General features: G+C 39.5%; 27 protein-coding genes. All 27 read left to right on the forward strand.

The window, feature by feature from the left end:
• The first annotated feature begins 130 nt into the window (after nt 1-130).
• Nucleotides 131-439, forward strand: coding sequence for a 30S ribosomal protein S10 (gene rpsJ / locus ACK4M9_RS21160; protein WP_071315270.1), 309 nt, complete (start codon nt 131-133; stop codon nt 437-439).
• A 67-nt stretch (nt 440-506) separates the two neighbouring features.
• On the forward strand, nt 507-1,136 hold the full coding sequence (gene rplC / locus ACK4M9_RS21165; RefSeq protein ID WP_409854769.1) for a 50S ribosomal protein L3: 630 nt from the start codon (nt 507-509) through the stop codon (nt 1,134-1,136).
• Between the two features lie 26 nt (nt 1,137-1,162).
• A complete protein-coding gene (gene rplD / locus ACK4M9_RS21170; RefSeq protein ID WP_409854770.1) occupies nt 1,163-1,786 on the forward strand; it encodes a 50S ribosomal protein L4 in 624 nt (207 codons plus the stop codon).
• The gene (gene rplW / locus ACK4M9_RS21175; RefSeq protein ID WP_409854771.1) at nt 1,786-2,076 is read left to right on the forward strand and encodes a 50S ribosomal protein L23; all 291 of its coding nucleotides are present in this window, start codon (nt 1,786-1,788) and stop codon (nt 2,074-2,076) included. Before rplD ends, rplW begins: the two co-directional genes overlap by 1 nt.
• A gap of 26 nt (nt 2,077-2,102) precedes the next feature.
• Nucleotides 2,103-2,933 (forward strand): 50S ribosomal protein L2, encoded by an 831-nt coding sequence (gene rplB / locus ACK4M9_RS21180; RefSeq protein WP_409854772.1) that lies wholly within the window; start codon nt 2,103-2,105, stop codon nt 2,931-2,933.
• A gap of 57 nt (nt 2,934-2,990) precedes the next feature.
• The gene (rpsS, locus tag ACK4M9_RS21185; protein ID WP_409854773.1) at nt 2,991-3,269 is read left to right on the forward strand and encodes a 30S ribosomal protein S19; all 279 of its coding nucleotides are present in this window, start codon (nt 2,991-2,993) and stop codon (nt 3,267-3,269) included.
• Nucleotides 3,270-3,289: 20 nt separating this feature from the next.
• Nucleotides 3,290-3,631: a 50S ribosomal protein L22 gene (gene rplV, locus ACK4M9_RS21190; RefSeq protein ID WP_409854774.1), complete on the forward strand. Its 342-nt coding sequence runs from the start codon at nt 3,290-3,292 to the stop codon at nt 3,629-3,631.
• A gap of 3 nt (nt 3,632-3,634) precedes the next feature.
• On the forward strand, nt 3,635-4,294 hold the full coding sequence (rpsC, locus tag ACK4M9_RS21195; RefSeq protein WP_409854775.1) for a 30S ribosomal protein S3: 660 nt from the start codon (nt 3,635-3,637) through the stop codon (nt 4,292-4,294).
• 2 nt (nt 4,295-4,296) lie between these two features.
• On the forward strand, nt 4,297-4,731 hold the full coding sequence (gene rplP, locus ACK4M9_RS21200; RefSeq protein WP_129077100.1) for a 50S ribosomal protein L16: 435 nt from the start codon (nt 4,297-4,299) through the stop codon (nt 4,729-4,731).
• Nucleotides 4,721-4,924 carry a 50S ribosomal protein L29 gene (gene rpmC / locus ACK4M9_RS21205; protein ID WP_071307874.1) on the forward strand — a complete coding sequence of 68 codons (204 nt, stop codon included), beginning with the start codon at nt 4,721-4,723 and terminating at the stop codon, nt 4,922-4,924. The genes rplP and rpmC overlap by 11 nt, the downstream gene beginning before the upstream one ends.
• A 20-nt stretch (nt 4,925-4,944) precedes the next feature.
• Nucleotides 4,945-5,208: a 30S ribosomal protein S17 gene (rpsQ, locus tag ACK4M9_RS21210; protein ID WP_409854776.1), complete on the forward strand. Its 264-nt coding sequence runs from the start codon at nt 4,945-4,947 to the stop codon at nt 5,206-5,208.
• 42 nt (nt 5,209-5,250) lie between these two features.
• Nucleotides 5,251-5,619, forward strand: a complete 369-nt coding sequence (gene rplN / locus ACK4M9_RS21215) for a 50S ribosomal protein L14 (RefSeq protein ID WP_071315280.1) — start codon at nt 5,251-5,253, stop codon at nt 5,617-5,619.
• 60 nt (nt 5,620-5,679) lie between these two features.
• Entirely contained in the window at nt 5,680-5,991 is a 312-nt protein-coding gene (rplX, locus tag ACK4M9_RS21220; protein ID WP_409854806.1) for a 50S ribosomal protein L24, read from the forward strand.
• Between the two features lie 26 nt (nt 5,992-6,017).
• Nucleotides 6,018-6,557 (forward strand): 50S ribosomal protein L5, encoded by a 540-nt coding sequence (rplE, locus tag ACK4M9_RS21225; protein WP_409854777.1) that lies wholly within the window; start codon nt 6,018-6,020, stop codon nt 6,555-6,557.
• A gap of 31 nt (nt 6,558-6,588) precedes the next feature.
• Nucleotides 6,589-6,774, forward strand: coding sequence for a type Z 30S ribosomal protein S14 (locus tag ACK4M9_RS21230; RefSeq protein ID WP_409854778.1), 186 nt, complete (start codon nt 6,589-6,591; stop codon nt 6,772-6,774).
• A gap of 28 nt (nt 6,775-6,802) precedes the next feature.
• The gene (rpsH, locus tag ACK4M9_RS21235; protein WP_409854779.1) at nt 6,803-7,201 is read left to right on the forward strand and encodes a 30S ribosomal protein S8; all 399 of its coding nucleotides are present in this window, start codon (nt 6,803-6,805) and stop codon (nt 7,199-7,201) included.
• A gap of 30 nt (nt 7,202-7,231) precedes the next feature.
• A complete protein-coding gene (rplF, locus tag ACK4M9_RS21240; protein ID WP_409854780.1) occupies nt 7,232-7,771 on the forward strand; it encodes a 50S ribosomal protein L6 in 540 nt (179 codons plus the stop codon).
• Nucleotides 7,772-7,802: 31 nt separating this feature from the next.
• Complete coding sequence (gene rplR, locus ACK4M9_RS21245) at nt 7,803-8,165, forward strand: 50S ribosomal protein L18 (protein ID WP_409854781.1); 363 nt, start codon at nt 7,803-7,805, stop codon at nt 8,163-8,165.
• 17 nt (nt 8,166-8,182) lie between these two features.
• Nucleotides 8,183-8,683: a 30S ribosomal protein S5 gene (gene rpsE / locus ACK4M9_RS21250; protein ID WP_409854807.1), complete on the forward strand. Its 501-nt coding sequence runs from the start codon at nt 8,183-8,185 to the stop codon at nt 8,681-8,683.
• Between the two features lie 13 nt (nt 8,684-8,696).
• Nucleotides 8,697-8,885: a 50S ribosomal protein L30 gene (gene rpmD / locus ACK4M9_RS21255; RefSeq protein ID WP_012957154.1), complete on the forward strand. Its 189-nt coding sequence runs from the start codon at nt 8,697-8,699 to the stop codon at nt 8,883-8,885.
• A 24-nt stretch (nt 8,886-8,909) separates the two neighbouring features.
• A complete protein-coding gene (gene rplO, locus ACK4M9_RS21260; protein WP_409854782.1) occupies nt 8,910-9,350 on the forward strand; it encodes a 50S ribosomal protein L15 in 441 nt (146 codons plus the stop codon).
• Nucleotides 9,350-10,642 (forward strand): preprotein translocase subunit SecY, encoded by a 1,293-nt coding sequence (secY, locus tag ACK4M9_RS21265; protein WP_409854783.1) that lies wholly within the window; start codon nt 9,350-9,352, stop codon nt 10,640-10,642. Before rplO ends, secY begins: the two co-directional genes overlap by 1 nt.
• Nucleotides 10,643-10,704: 62 nt before the next feature.
• A complete protein-coding gene (locus ACK4M9_RS21270; protein ID WP_409854784.1) occupies nt 10,705-11,358 on the forward strand; it encodes an adenylate kinase in 654 nt (217 codons plus the stop codon).
• Nucleotides 11,355-12,101: a type I methionyl aminopeptidase gene (map, locus tag ACK4M9_RS21275; protein WP_409854785.1), complete on the forward strand. Its 747-nt coding sequence runs from the start codon at nt 11,355-11,357 to the stop codon at nt 12,099-12,101. Before ACK4M9_RS21270 ends, map begins: the two co-directional genes overlap by 4 nt.
• 16 nt (nt 12,102-12,117) lie before the next feature.
• Complete coding sequence (locus ACK4M9_RS21280) at nt 12,118-12,423, forward strand: RNA-binding protein (RefSeq protein WP_409854786.1); 306 nt, start codon at nt 12,118-12,120, stop codon at nt 12,421-12,423.
• Nucleotides 12,424-12,427: 4 nt separating this feature from the next.
• Nucleotides 12,428-12,646, forward strand: coding sequence for a translation initiation factor IF-1 (gene infA, locus ACK4M9_RS21285; RefSeq protein WP_071307888.1), 219 nt, complete (start codon nt 12,428-12,430; stop codon nt 12,644-12,646).
• A gap of 48 nt (nt 12,647-12,694) precedes the next feature.
• Nucleotides 12,695-12,808 carry a 50S ribosomal protein L36 gene (gene rpmJ, locus ACK4M9_RS21290; RefSeq protein ID WP_003322638.1) on the forward strand — a complete coding sequence of 38 codons (114 nt, stop codon included), beginning with the start codon at nt 12,695-12,697 and terminating at the stop codon, nt 12,806-12,808.
• Nucleotides 12,809-12,817 lie beyond the last annotated feature (9 nt).

The raw sequence follows: 12,817 nt of genomic DNA on the forward strand, positions 1-12,817 counted from the left end.
TTAATGTTGGTCGTTGACAGCGATGATGTGGAAGGTTGCTGACACACCCGAGCCCGTTGCCATGGTGAAGGTGAGGAAATTTTCACGGAGTATGTCTGTTTATAAAATGGACGAAAAAGGAGGTTATTAAATGGCAAAGCAAAAGATTCGCATTCGTTTAAAAGCTTATGATCACAGAATTCTAGATCAATCTGCTGAAAAAATCGTAGAAACAGCTAAACGTTCAGGTGCTCAGGTTTCTGGACCGATCCCTCTACCTACAGAGAAGTCAATCTACACGGTTTTAAGAGCGGTTCATAAGTACAAAGATTCTCGTGAGCAGTTTGAAATGCGCACACATAAGCGTCTAATTGATATTGTGAACCCAACTCCACAGACTGTGGATGCTTTAATGCGTTTAGACTTACCGTCAGGCGTAGATATTGAAATTAAGCTTTAATATTTAGACCAAACAAAAATTAAATGGCAAATAAATTATAAATTATTTATATCAGGAGGTGTGACTCATGACCAAAGGAATCTTAGGGAAAAAATTAGGAATGACTCAAGTGTTCACTGAAAAAGGCGACGTTGTACCGGTAACAGTTATCGAAGCTTCTCCAAACGTTGTTCTTCAAAAGAAATCAGTTGAATCTGATGGATACGTTGCGATCCAATTAGGATACGATGATGTTAAGCAATCGCGCGTTATTAAACCAGCTAAAGGTCATGCTGAAAAGGCCAATGCTAATCCTAAGCGCTACATGAAGGAAATTCGTGGCACAGATTTTGCTGCTTACGAAGTTGGTCAAGAAGTCAAGGTAGATACATTTAGCGAAGGTGACATTGTAGACGTAACAGGTATTTCTAAAGGAAAAGGTTTCCAAGGATCTATCAAACGTCATAACCAATCTCGTGGACCGATGGCTCACGGATCGCGTTATCACCGTCGTCCTGGTTCTATGGGACCAGTTGCTCCAAACCGCGTATTCAAAGGTAAATTATTACCTGGACGTATGGGTGGCGAACAAATCACTGTACAAAATTTAGAAATCGTTAAGGTAGATACAGAGCGTAACTTACTTTTAGTAAAAGGTAATGTACCTGGAGCTAGAAAAGGCTACGTAACTATCAAGAGCGCTGTTAAAGCGAACTAATCGACAGAAAGAAAGGAGGATACCTCATGCCTAAAGTTGCTTTATTTAACCAAAGCGGAACGCAAGTGGGCGATATCGAATTATCAGATGCTGTATTCGGTATTGAACCAAATCAACATGTATTACATGATGCTGTTGTTATGCAACAAGCTTCATTACGTCAAGGAACACATGATGTAAAAGGACGTTCAGAAGTTCGTGGTGGTGGACGTAAACCATGGCGTCAAAAAGGAACTGGTCGTGCAAGACAAGGTTCTATTAGATCACCTCAATGGGTTGGTGGTGGAGTAGTATTCGGACCAACACCTCGTAGCTACAGCTACAAATTACCTAAGAAAGTACGTCGTTTAGCGATCAAATCAGCATTAGCTACTAAAGTATTGTCTGAAGAAATCGTAGTGCTTGAAGGTTTAATGTTAGATGCTCCAAAAACAAAAGAAATGGTATCAATCTTAAGTGGTTTATCAGCTGATCGCAAAGCGTTAGTAGTAACTGCTGATTACAACGATAACGTTGCATTATCAGCACGTAACATTCCTGGAGTAACATTTATTACTGCTGAAGGAATTAACGTTCTTGACGTATTAAAGCATGACAAACTAATTATTACTAAAGATGCCGTTCAAAAGGTAGAGGAGGTGCTAGCGTAATGGAAAACGCTCGTGATATCATTAAGCGCCCCGTGATTACAGAACGTTCAACTGACCTTATGTCAGAAAAGAAATATACTTTCGAAGTAGATGTTCGTGCTAACAAAACTCAAGTTAAAGATGCTATCGAAGAGATCTTCGGAGTAAAAGTAACTAACGTTAATACGATGAATTATAAGGGTAAGTTCAAGAGATTTGGACGTCACTCAGGTTACACGCCTCGTCGTAAAAAGGCTATCGTTACGTTATCTGCTGAAAGCAAAGAATTAGAATTCTTTGAAGGTGTTTAAGTTTTAAGTGAAGGAGGGAAATAACAATGCCGATTAAAAAGTATAAACCAACCAGTGCTGGTCGCCGTGGGATGTCTGTATTAGACTTCCAAGAGATCACTACTGACAAGCCGGAAAAATCATTACTAGCGCCGATTCATAGAAAAGGCGGACGTAATAACCAAGGTAAATTGACTGTACGTCATCATGGTGGTGGACATAAACGTCAATACCGTGTGATTGACTTTAAACGTAATAAAGATGGAATTCCAGGACGCGTTGCTACGATCGAATACGATCCAAACCGTACTGCTAATATTGCATTAATTAATTATGTTGATGGAGAAAAACGTTACATTCTAGCACCAAAAGGACTTAAAGTTGGTATGGAAGTAATGAGTGGACCAACAGCTGATATTAAAGTAGGTAATTCATTACCACTAATCAACATTCCAGTTGGTACTGTTATTCATAACATTGAGTTAAAGCCAGGAAAAGGTGGACAATTAGTTCGTTCTGCTGGAACAGAAGCTCAATTGTTAGGTAAAGAAGGTCAATATGTATTAGTTCGCTTGAATTCAGGTGAAACTCGTATGATCCTTTCAAATTGCCGTGCTACAATTGGTCAAGTTGGTAACCTTGAGCATGAACTTGTAAACATTGGTAAAGCAGGTCGTTCTCGTTGGTTAGGTATTAGACCAACAGTTCGTGGTTCTGTAATGAACCCTAACGATCACCCACACGGTGGTGGTGAAGGTCGTTCGCCAATCGGACGTAAATCACCAATGTCTCCATGGGGTAAACCAACTCTTGGATACAAAACTCGTAAGAAAAATAAACACTCCGACAAGTACATTGTACGTCGTCGTAAAAAATAACGGGATTGCACTACGGTTCAAAAGGACCGTAGCACAGTCGCGAAGGGAGGCACACTCATGGGTCGTAGTTTAAAAAAGGGACCATTTGTTGATGATCACTTGATGAAAAAAGTTGTTGAGATGAACGAAAAAGACGAAAAGAAAGTAATTAAATCTTGGTCACGTCGTTCAACAATCTTCCCAGATTTTATTGGTCATACAATTGCTGTTTATGATGGAAGAAAGCATGTACCTGTATATGTTTCTGAAGATATGGTGGGTCATAAGTTAGGTGAATTTGCACCAACAAGAACTTATAAAGGCCATGCTGCAGACGATAAGAAAACAAGACGTTAAGATGAGAGGAGGTACTAAATATGCAAGCAAAAGCAGTTGCTAAACAAGTGCGTATTGCTCCTCGTAAGGTACGTCTAGTTGTAGACTTAATTCGGGGCAAGCAAGTTGGTGAAGCGGTAGCTATCCTACGCCATACACCTAAAGCAGCTTCTCCAGTAGTAGAAAAGCTGTTAAACTCTGCTATTGCAAATGCTGAACACAACTATGAAATGGACGTTAACAATCTAGTTGTTAGTGAAGTGTTTGTTGATGAGGGAGTTACTTTAAAAAGATTCCGTCCTCGTGCTATGGGACGTGCAAGTAGAATTAACAAACGTAGTAGTCATATTACTATCGTTGTTTCAGAAAAGAAGGAGGGATAAAGCGTGGGTCAAAAAGTTAATCCGATTGGACTTCGTGTAGGAGTTATCCGTGACTGGGATTCAAAATGGTATGCTTCTAAGGACTATGCAGATCTATTACACGAAGACATCAAAATTCGTGAATACATCGAAAAACGTCTTAAAGATGCATCAGTATCTAGAATTGAAATCGAACGCGCTGCAAACCGAGTGAATGTAACAATTCACACTGCTAAACCTGGAATGGTAATTGGTAAGGGTGGTTCAGAAGTAGAAGCTCTTCGTAAAGCTTTAAATCAACTTACTAACAAGCGAGTTCATATTAATATTTTCGAAATTAAGCAAGCTGATTTAGATGCTAAATTAGTTGCAGAGAACATTGCTCGTCAATTAGAAAATCGTATTTCGTTCCGTCGTGCAATGAAGCAAGCAATCCAACGTACAATGCGCGCTGGAGCAAAAGGGATCAAAACTCAAGTATCTGGTCGTTTAGGTGGAGCGGATATCGCTCGTGCTGAACACTATAGCGAAGGAACTGTTCCTCTTCACACATTACGTGCTGATATCGATTATGGAACAGCAGAAGCTGACACTACTTATGGTAAGCTAGGAATTAAAGTCTGGATTTACCGTGGTGAAGTCCTTCCAACGAAAGGAACGAAAAAAGAGGAAGGAGGCAAATAATTATGTTATTACCTAAACGTGTAAAATATCGTCGCGAACATCGCGGGAAAATGCGTGGAAAAGCAAAAGGTGGTACAGAAGTACATTTTGGTGAATTCGGTCTTCAAGCTGTTGAAGCTTCTTGGATCACAAATCGTCAAATCGAATCTGCTCGTCGTGCAATGACTCGTTATATGAAGCGTGGCGGTAAAGTTTGGATTAAAATTTTCCCATCAAAGCCATATACAGCTAAGCCTCTTGAGGTGCGAATGGGTTCTGGTAAAGGTGCTCCTGAAGGTTGGGTAGCAGTAGTTAAGCCAGGTAAAGTTATGTTTGAAATTGCAGGGGTAACTGAGGAAGTAGCACGTGAAGCATTACGTTTAGCTGCTCACAAATTGCCTGTTAAGTGTAAGTTTGTAAAACGCGAAGAAGTGGGTGGTGACGCAAATGAAAGCTAATGAAATCCGTAACTTAACCACTGCCGAGATTGAACAGAAAGCTAAGTCACTGAAAGAAGAGTTATTCAACCTACGCTTTCAATTAGCGACTGGACAGTTAGACAATCCAGCCCGCATTCGTGAAGTTCGTAAAGCAATAGCTCGTGCAAAAACAGTATTGCGTGAGAGAGAGCTAGGAATAACTAACGAATAATTTGAAAGGAGGTTTGCGCAATGACTGAGCGTAATCAACGTAAGGAATACACTGGTAGAGTTGTTTCTGACAAGATGGAAAAAACAATTACAGTATTAGTAGAAACTTACAAGACTGATAAGTTGTACGGCAAACGTGTTAAGTATTCAAAAAAGTATAAAGCTCATGATGAAAATAACACTGCAAAAATCGGTGATATCGTAAAAATTATGGAAACTCGTCCTTTATCTAAAGATAAGCGTTTCCGTTTAGTAGCAATTATCGAAGAAGCAGTAATCATTTAATGTAATAGATCTTGTATTGTTTCCGAAGGGAGGTAAGATCGTATGATTCAACAAGAAACTCGTTTAAAAGTAGCTGATAACTCAGGTGCACGTGAAGTACTTTGTATTAAAGTATTAGGTGGTTCAGGCCGCAAAACAGCTAATATTGGTGATGTAATTGTTTGTTCGGTGAAACAAGCAACACCAGGAGGCGTTGTCAAGAAAGGTGACGTTGTTAAAGCTGTAATCGTTCGTACAAAGACTGGCGCTCGTCGTAATGACGGTTCATATATCAAATTTGATGAAAATGCCGCAGTTATTATTAAAGAAGATAAGAGTCCTCGTGGTACTCGTATTTTTGGACCTGTTGCCCGCGAACTTCGTGAAAAGCAATTCATGAAAATCGTTTCACTTGCTCCGGAAGTACTATAATTATGAACGGACTAATTAGAAATTGCCTTTTAAGGAGGTGCGATTATGTCAACACCTAAAATGCATGTAAAAAAAGGTGACACTGTAAAAGTGATCTCTGGTAAAGATAAGGGAAAACAAGGCGTTATTTTAGAAGCGTACCCAACTAAAGGTCGTGTACTTGTAGAAGGAATTAACATGGTAAAGAAGCATGCGAAACCATCACAAGCTAACCCACAAGGCGGTATCATTAATATGGAAGCGCCGATTGCTTCATCTAACGTCATGCCTATCGATCCAAAAACAGGTGAACCTACACGTGTAGGATATAAAGTAGAAAACGGTAAAAAAGTACGTATTGCAAAAAAATCTGGCGAAGCATTAGATAAGTAGTCAGATCCTGAAAGGAGGTCAATCACATGAATCGTTTAAAAGAGAGGTACCAAAACGAGATCGTTCCTTCTCTAGTTGAGAAATTTAACTACAGTTCAGTAATGGCTGTACCGAAGGTTGAAAAGATCGTTGTAAACATGGGTGTTGGAGACGCTGTTTCTAACGCTAAGGCTTTAGACAAAGCTGTTGAAGAGTTAACTCAAATTACAGGTCAAAAGCCACTTATCACGAAAGCGAAAAAATCTATCGCAGGTTTTAAACTTCGTGAGGGCATGCCAATCGGTGCGAAGGTTACTCTTCGTGGCGAACGCATGTATGAGTTCTTAGATAAATTAGTATCAGTTTCCCTACCACGTGTACGTGACTTCCGTGGAATTTCTAAAAAGTCATTTGACGGTCGCGGAAACTACACACTTGGTGTTAAAGAACAATTAATCTTCCCAGAAGTTGATTATGATAAAGTAGATAAAGCTCGTGGAATGGATATTGTAGTAGTAACTACAGCTAATACTGACGAGGAAGCTCGTGAACTATTAACATTAATGGGTATGCCATTTCAAAAATAGTCGGTAAATATTTGAAGAAGGAGTGAAAACTTTGGCGAAAAAGTCTATGATTGCAAAGCAGAAGCGCCCTCAAAAGTTCAAAGTACAAGAGTATACTCGCTGCGAACGTTGTGGTCGTCCTCACTCAGTCATTCGTAAGTTTAAATTATGTCGGATTTGCTTCCGTGAGTTAGCACATAAAGGACAAATCCCTGGCGTTAGAAAAGCAAGCTGGTAATTTCCAAGTACGGAAGGAGGTAAAACAGATGGTCATGACAGATCCTATGGCAGATATGCTTACTAGAATTCGTAATGCGAACACTGTTCGCCACGAAAAGCTTGAGCTACCTGCATCAAAGATAAAAAAAGAAGTCGCTGAAATCCTTAAACGTGAAGGTTTCATCCGCGATGTTGAGTATATTGAAGATAACAAACAAGGTATTATCCGCATTTTCCTTAAATACGGTGCGAACAACGAACGTGTAATTTCAGGACTAAAGCGTATCAGTAAGCCAGGCTTACGTGTATATGCAAAAGCAACTGAAGTACCTCGTGTTCTAGGTGGTTTAGGAATTGCGATCGTATCTACTTCAAACGGAATTCTTACTGATAAAGAAGCACGTCAACAACAAATGGGCGGAGAAATCTTAGCTTACGTTTGGTAAGAATATTGAAATGAAATGGAGGTGTATCGGATGTCTCGTATTGGTAATAAACCAGTTCAAATCCCATCTGGTGTAACAGTAACTATAGATGGTATTAACATTACTGTAAAAGGACCTAAAGGTGAGCTTTCTAGAGAGCTACATCCTGACATGATTGTAAAAGTAGAAGAAAGTACTCTTACAGTAGAGCGTCCTTCTGATAATAAATTACACCGTTCATTACACGGTACTACTCGTAGTATCATCAGCAACATGGTTGAAGGTGTAACGAATGGTTATGAGAAAAAATTAGAATTAATTGGTGTCGGTTACCGTGCTACTAAACAAGGAACAAAACTTGTTCTTAATGTTGGGTATTCTCACCCAGTAGAAATCGAACCTGAAGCTGGTCTTGAAGTTGAAGTACCTGCTAACACAAAAATCACTGTTAAAGGTATTGATAAAGAGCGCGTAGGCGCACTTGCATCAAATATCCGCGCTGTACGTTTACCTGAGCCTTACAAAGGTAAAGGGATTCGTTACGAAGGTGAATTTGTTCGTCGCAAAGAAGGAAAAACTGGTAAGAAGTAAGCTATAAGATAACGGAAAGGACTGACGTTCAATGATTACGAAGCCAAGCAAAAATCTGGCACGTATGAAGAGACATGCACATGTTCGTCGTACGATCACTGGAACTGCAACGCGTCCTCGTTTAAATGTATTCCGTTCTTCTAAGCACATCTATGCTCAATTAATTGATGATGTAGCAGGTGTAACTGTAGCTAGTGCTAACAGCTTAGATAAAGAACTTAATCTTGAAAACGGCGGAACGATTGAAGCAGCTAAAAAAGTTGGCGAGCTTGTCGCTAAACGTGCTATAGAAAAAGGTTATGAAACAATTGTATTTGACCGTGGTGGATACTTATACCATGGACGTGTTAAAGAATTAGCAGACGCAGCCAGAGCAGCTGGATTGCAATTCTAAAGAACAAAGGAGGGAAAATAATGCGCATTGACCCAAATACTTTGGAACTAGAAGAAAAAGTAGTAGCGGTCAACCGTGTAGCAAAAGTAGTTAAAGGTGGACGTCGTTTCCGCTTTGCTGCACTGGTTGTTGTTGGAGATAAAAACGGTCACGTTGGTATGGGTATGGGTAAAGCTCAAGAAGTACCAGAAGCAATTCGTAAAGCAATTGAAGACGCAAAGAAAAATCTAGTATCGGTGCCGATCGTTGGAACTACAATTCCACATCAAATCATCGGACACTTCGGAGCTGGAAATGTATTATTAAAACCTGCAAGTGAGGGTACTGGAGTTATCGCTGGTGGTCCAGTTCGTGCGGTACTTGAACTTGCTGGTGTAGGCGACATCTTATCTAAGTCTTTAGGTTCGAACAATCCTATCAACATGGTTCGTGCTACGATCACTGGACTTAAAAACTTAAAAAGAGCTGAAGATGTTGCAAAATTACGCGGAAAATCCGTAGAAGAACTATTAGGATAAGGAGGGAACGTAAATGGCTAAGAAATTAGAAATTACCCTCACTAGAAGCTTAATTGGTCGCCCTGAGGATCAACGTGTGACAGTTAACACATTAGGTTTACGTAAAATGCATCAAACAGTAGTACAAGAAGATAATGCTGCGATTCGTGGTATGGTTAATAAAGTATCTCATTTACTTACTGTTAAAGAAATAGAAGCTTAATTTTTAGATTGAGGAGGTGCCAACATGAAACTTCACGAACTTAAACCTGCTGAAGGTTCTCGTAAAGAACGTAATCGTGTAGGACGTGGTATTGGTTCTGGTAACGGAAAAACTGCTGGGCGTGGACATAAAGGTCAAAATTCACGTTCTGGTGGTGGAGTAAGACCAGGTTTCGAGGGTGGTCAAAACCCTTTATACCGTCGTCTTCCTAAACGTGGATTTACAAACCCAACTCGAAAAGAATATGCGATCCTTAACCTTGATCAGTTAAATCGCTTCGAAGATGGTACAGAAGTAACACCAGAATTACTACTTGAAACTGGTGTAGTAAGTAACGCAAAGGACGGAATTAAAATCCTCGGGAACGGTAAGCTAGAAGTTAAGCTTACAGTTAAGGCTAACAAATTCTCTGCTTCTGCAGTAGAAGCAATTGAAGCTGCTGGCGGAAAAACTGAGGTGATTTAATGTTTCAGACGATCTCCAATATTATGCGTGTGGGTGATTTGCGACGTAAAGTCTTTTTCACCCTGCTAATGCTCATAGTTTTTAGGATCGGTGCTTTCATTCCGGTTCCTGGAGCTAATGCCGATGTTCTTAAGTTTCAAGACTCAATGAATGCATTCGGTTTTCTAAACACTTTTGGTGGAGGCGCCCTTGAAAATTTCTCGATTTTCGCCATGGGAATTATGCCTTACATCACTGCGTCCATCATTGTTCAATTGTTACAAATGGACGTAGTACCAAAGTTTGCAGAGTGGGCAAAAGAAGGAGAGGCGGGCAGGCGTAAATTAGCTCAGTTTACCCGCTATGGAACAATCGTACTAGGTTTTATCCAAGCGATTGGAATGTCGATTGGTTTTAATCGACTTGTTCCAGGGTTAATTCCAAATCCTAGTGTCGGCAAATACATTTTTATCGCATTAGTATTAACTGCAGGGACAGCCTTTCTAATGTGGTTAGGTGAACAGATTACTGCAAAAGGTGTTGGGAACGGAATTTCTATCCTCATCTTTGGTGGTATCGCTGCAGGGATACCTAATGCGGCAAACCAAGTGTATGCGACAAGAATTGAGAATGCTGGAGATCAGCTATTCTTAAATATAGTAGTAATTCTATTACTTATACTAATTTTATTAGCAATTGTTGTTGGAGTTATCTATGTGCAACAAGCATTAAGAAAAATTCCAGTACAATATGCAAAAAGATTAGTTGCTGGTAAGCCTACTGGTGGCGGTTCAACGCATTTACCGTTGAAAGTAAACGCTGCTGGGGTAATCCCTGTAATCTTTGCAATGTCATTATTCATTTTTCCACCAACTGTGGCTGGTTTTATTGGTGATGACAATGTAGTAGCAAAATGGGTTACTACCTACTTTGATTTTTCTAATCCTTATGGGATGCTTGTCTATGCAGCATTAATTATCGGATTTACGTATTTCTATACGTTTATTCAAGTTAATCCAGAACAAATGGCAGAAAACCTTAAAAAGCAAGGTGGCTATGTTCCTGGCATTCGTCCCGGTAAAACAACACAAGTTTACTTAACAAGAATTTTATACCGTTTAACTTTTGTTGGTGCCCTATTCTTAGCGGCAATTTCGATTATCCCTGCATTCTTCACAACTGCACTTAACTTACCATCATCTGTTCAGATTGGCGGAACTGGCTTGTTAATCGTTGTTGGTGTAGCGTTGGATACAATGAAACAAATTGAAAGTCAACTAATTAAACGACATTATAAAGGTTTTATTAAGTAATGTAGGGAATTGGGGATTCATCCCCATACCCGGTTGTTAAAATGGACGATGGAGGGATAAAGATGAACCTTATTTTAATGGGTCTACCAGGTGCTGGTAAAGGCACACAAGCTGATAAAATCGTAGAAAAGTATGGGGTCCCACATATTTCTACTGGGGATATGTTTCGAGCAGCAATTAAAGGTGGTACTGAATTAGGTAAACAGGCAAAAGCATTTATGGATGCTGGAAACCTAGTACCAGATGAAGTAACGATCGGTATTGTTCGTGAGAGATTAAGTAAAGAAGATTGTAAAAAGGGATTTTTACTTGATGGTTTTCCAAGAACCGTTGCCCAAGCAGAAGCATTGGAGACAATGTTATCTTCACTAGAACGAAAGCTTGACTCAGTCATTTATGTAGAAGTTCCAAAGGAAGAACTTTTTGAACGATTAACTGGGCGTTGGGTTTCGCCTACATCTGGTGCTAGTTATCACGTGAAGTTTAATCCTCCTAAAGTTGAGGGGATTTGCGATAAGGACGGTAGTCAACTTGTCCAACGTGATGATGACAAACCTGAAACAGTCGCTAATCGTTTAGAAGTCAATCTGCAACAAGCACAACCATTAATTGATTTTTACTCTGCAAAAGGGTACTTGAAAAAAATTAATGGTAATCAAGAAATTTCAAAAGTCTTTGAAGATATAGATCAACTGTTGAAAGGGATCAATGAATGATTATCTGTAAGACGCCTAGAGAACTAGACATTATGCGTGTTGCTGGTAAAATTGTTGCATTGACTCATCAAGAGTTACAAAAGTTTATAAAACCCGGCGTAACTACGAAGGAATTAGATTTAATTGCTGAGAAGTTTATCAGGCAACATGATGCGATTCCATCTTTTAAAGGCTATAATGGATTTACCGGTAGTATTTGTGCTTCAGTCAATGAAGAGTTGGTTCACGGAATACCAGGAGATCGACTATTAAAGAACGGTGATATCATTAGTATTGACATTGGTGCAAAGTATAATGGATATCACGGAGATTCTGCATGGACGTATGCAGTAGGTGAAATTTCTGAAGAGACCCAGAAACTTTTGGATGTAACTGAACAGTCTTTATATAAAGGACTTGAGGAAGCAAAACCAGGTGAACGGTTATCAAATATTTCACATGCTATACAAGTGTATGTAGAAGCTTTTGGTTTCTCTGTAGTTCGTGAGTATGTAGGCCATGGTATTGGTCAAAACTTACATGAAGATCCACAAATTCCACACTTTGGACCGCCAAACAAAGGACCAAGGTTAAAACCTGGAATGGTGCTTGCAGTCGAACCAATGGTTAATGCAGGAAAACGGTATGTTCGGACACTTCCTGATAATTGGACGGTTGTAACTACTGATGGAAAGATGTGTGCTCATTTTGAACATACTATTGCAATTGTGGAGACAGGGTTTGAAATTTTAACGAAAGCCTAGGTGATGGTGATTAATTATGATGGATCCTGATTCGGTACCTCGTATTGGTCAATTCGTACGAATTTTAAAAGGCAGAGATGCTGGTGGTGTAGCATGCATTATTCAAATTGAAGATTCTCGCTTCGTTCTAATTGCTGATGGTGATAAACGGAAAGTAGATCGTTCAAAGAAAAAGAATGTCAATCACTTAGAATTATTTGACTTTGTATCTCCAGAAGTGAAAAATAGTATTGAACAAACGGGTCGTGTAACCAATGCGAAATTGCGTTTTGCAATTTCCACTTTTATGAACGATAACAATTTCCTGATGGAAGGAGAGTAAATTCATGGCCAAAGAAGATGTAATCGAGGTAGAAGGTACGGTTATTGAACCGTTACCAAATGCCATGTTCCGAGTAGAGCTTGAGAATGGACATAAAATTTTAGCTCATGTTTCAGGTAAAATTCGTATGCATTTTATTCGTATATTACCAGGAGACAAAGTAACTGTTGAATTGTCACCGTACGACTTAACACGTGGGCGTATCACGTATCGTTTTAAATAATTTAAGAAACACGTGAAGGCACTCCGTAGTAATAGGGAGGTAAAAAACATGAAGGTAAGACCATCAGTCAAACCGATTTGTGAAAAGTGCAAAGTAATCCGTCGAAAAGGTACGGTTATGGTTATTTGCGAAAACCCTAAGCATAAACAAAAACAAGGTTAACAAAAGGAG

It is taken from the genome of Anaerobacillus sp. (assembly GCF_046314235.1).
Classification (GTDB): Bacteria; Bacillota; Bacilli; order Bacillales; family Anaerobacillaceae; genus Anaerobacillus.

Coding starts and splice junctions, on each gene's coding strand:
- rpsJ (WP_071315270.1), top strand. CDS start 131: ATGGCAAAGCAAAAGATTCGCATTCGTTTAAAAGCTTATGATCACAGA.
- rplC (WP_409854769.1), top strand. CDS start 507: ATGACCAAAGGAATCTTAGGGAAAAAATTAGGAATGACTCAAGTGTTC.
- rplD (WP_409854770.1), top strand. CDS start 1,163: ATGCCTAAAGTTGCTTTATTTAACCAAAGCGGAACGCAAGTGGGCGAT.
- rplW (WP_409854771.1), top strand. CDS start 1,786: ATGGAAAACGCTCGTGATATCATTAAGCGCCCCGTGATTACAGAACGT.
- rplB (WP_409854772.1), top strand. CDS start 2,103: ATGCCGATTAAAAAGTATAAACCAACCAGTGCTGGTCGCCGTGGGATG.
- rpsS (WP_409854773.1), top strand. CDS start 2,991: ATGGGTCGTAGTTTAAAAAAGGGACCATTTGTTGATGATCACTTGATG.
- rplV (WP_409854774.1), top strand. CDS start 3,290: ATGCAAGCAAAAGCAGTTGCTAAACAAGTGCGTATTGCTCCTCGTAAG.
- rplP (WP_129077100.1), top strand. CDS start 4,297: ATGTTATTACCTAAACGTGTAAAATATCGTCGCGAACATCGCGGGAAA.
- rpmC (WP_071307874.1), top strand. CDS start 4,721: ATGAAAGCTAATGAAATCCGTAACTTAACCACTGCCGAGATTGAACAG.
- rpsQ (WP_409854776.1), top strand. CDS start 4,945: ATGACTGAGCGTAATCAACGTAAGGAATACACTGGTAGAGTTGTTTCT.
- rplN (WP_071315280.1), top strand. CDS start 5,251: ATGATTCAACAAGAAACTCGTTTAAAAGTAGCTGATAACTCAGGTGCA.
- rplX (WP_409854806.1), top strand. CDS start 5,680: ATGCATGTAAAAAAAGGTGACACTGTAAAAGTGATCTCTGGTAAAGAT.
- rplE (WP_409854777.1), top strand. CDS start 6,018: ATGAATCGTTTAAAAGAGAGGTACCAAAACGAGATCGTTCCTTCTCTA.
- rpsH (WP_409854779.1), top strand. CDS start 6,803: ATGGTCATGACAGATCCTATGGCAGATATGCTTACTAGAATTCGTAAT.
- rplF (WP_409854780.1), top strand. CDS start 7,232: ATGTCTCGTATTGGTAATAAACCAGTTCAAATCCCATCTGGTGTAACA.
- rplR (WP_409854781.1), top strand. CDS start 7,803: ATGATTACGAAGCCAAGCAAAAATCTGGCACGTATGAAGAGACATGCA.
- rpmD (WP_012957154.1), top strand. CDS start 8,697: ATGGCTAAGAAATTAGAAATTACCCTCACTAGAAGCTTAATTGGTCGC.
- rplO (WP_409854782.1), top strand. CDS start 8,910: ATGAAACTTCACGAACTTAAACCTGCTGAAGGTTCTCGTAAAGAACGT.
- secY (WP_409854783.1), top strand. CDS start 9,350: ATGTTTCAGACGATCTCCAATATTATGCGTGTGGGTGATTTGCGACGT.
- ACK4M9_RS21270 (WP_409854784.1), top strand. CDS start 10,705: ATGAACCTTATTTTAATGGGTCTACCAGGTGCTGGTAAAGGCACACAA.
- map (WP_409854785.1), top strand. CDS start 11,355: ATGATTATCTGTAAGACGCCTAGAGAACTAGACATTATGCGTGTTGCT.
- ACK4M9_RS21280 (WP_409854786.1), top strand. CDS start 12,118: ATGATGGATCCTGATTCGGTACCTCGTATTGGTCAATTCGTACGAATT.
- infA (WP_071307888.1), top strand. CDS start 12,428: ATGGCCAAAGAAGATGTAATCGAGGTAGAAGGTACGGTTATTGAACCG.
- rpmJ (WP_003322638.1), top strand. CDS start 12,695: ATGAAGGTAAGACCATCAGTCAAACCGATTTGTGAAAAGTGCAAAGTA.